Genomic DNA, 706 nt, shown 5'->3' on the forward strand with positions numbered 1-706 from the left:
CATCGCCGCCGTGGCCGCCCTTGCCGCCCAGGCTGAGGGCAAAAGAGTCGGACCCGGCGAAGTCGGACGAAACCGTGCCGCCATATCCGCCACCGCCGCCGATGGACTGGGCGAAGATGCCGTATGACCCATCCTTGTGTGTGATGATCTCGCCATCGTTGGTGACGGTGACCTTGCCACCATCGGCCTCGTTGTCGGGGTCGTTGGGGTCGCCGACCACCGGGATCGGAATCCCGTTGGGTATGCTGGCACCGCCACCGATTGTCATGTCTGCTTCCGATGCGCCGGTCGCGGCACCCGAGGCACCACCGCCACCGCCGATCGACTGCGCAAAAATGCCGTGCGAGATATAGCCCAGTGTTTCAATCTTGCCGAAGTTGTTGACCTCGACCTCACCGCCGATGCTGCCACTGCCGCCTTGGCCGCCAATATACATGGTAACGGCCGTCTCGGCCTTACCGGTCTCCGTCGAGCCAGCGCCACCCGCACCACCGCCGCCGCCCACCGACTGTGCGAAGATGCCGTGCGAGTTGTCGTCCTGCGTCAGGATCGAACCGCTCTGGAAGTTCTGGACGTGAACCTTGTCGCTGGTACCGCCAGCGCCGCCGGCGCCGCCGAGGCTCAGCGTGATGGCGATCTTCGAGTCGGTGGATGACGTGCCGGACGCGCCGCCGACGCCACCGGAGCCGCCGATCGACTGCGCCAG

At 66.0% G+C, this 706-nt stretch carries 1 pseudogene; it reads right to left on the bottom strand.

From position 1 onward, the window contains the following. Positions 1–706 (bottom strand): annotated as a pseudogene (locus EN879_RS37880) (autotransporter outer membrane beta-barrel domain-containing protein); the annotation flags it as partial.

It is taken from the genome of Mesorhizobium sp. M7A.F.Ca.AU.002.02.1.1 (assembly GCF_003998535.1).
In the GTDB taxonomy this organism is placed as follows: domain Bacteria; phylum Pseudomonadota; class Alphaproteobacteria; order Rhizobiales; family Rhizobiaceae; genus Mesorhizobium; species Mesorhizobium ciceri.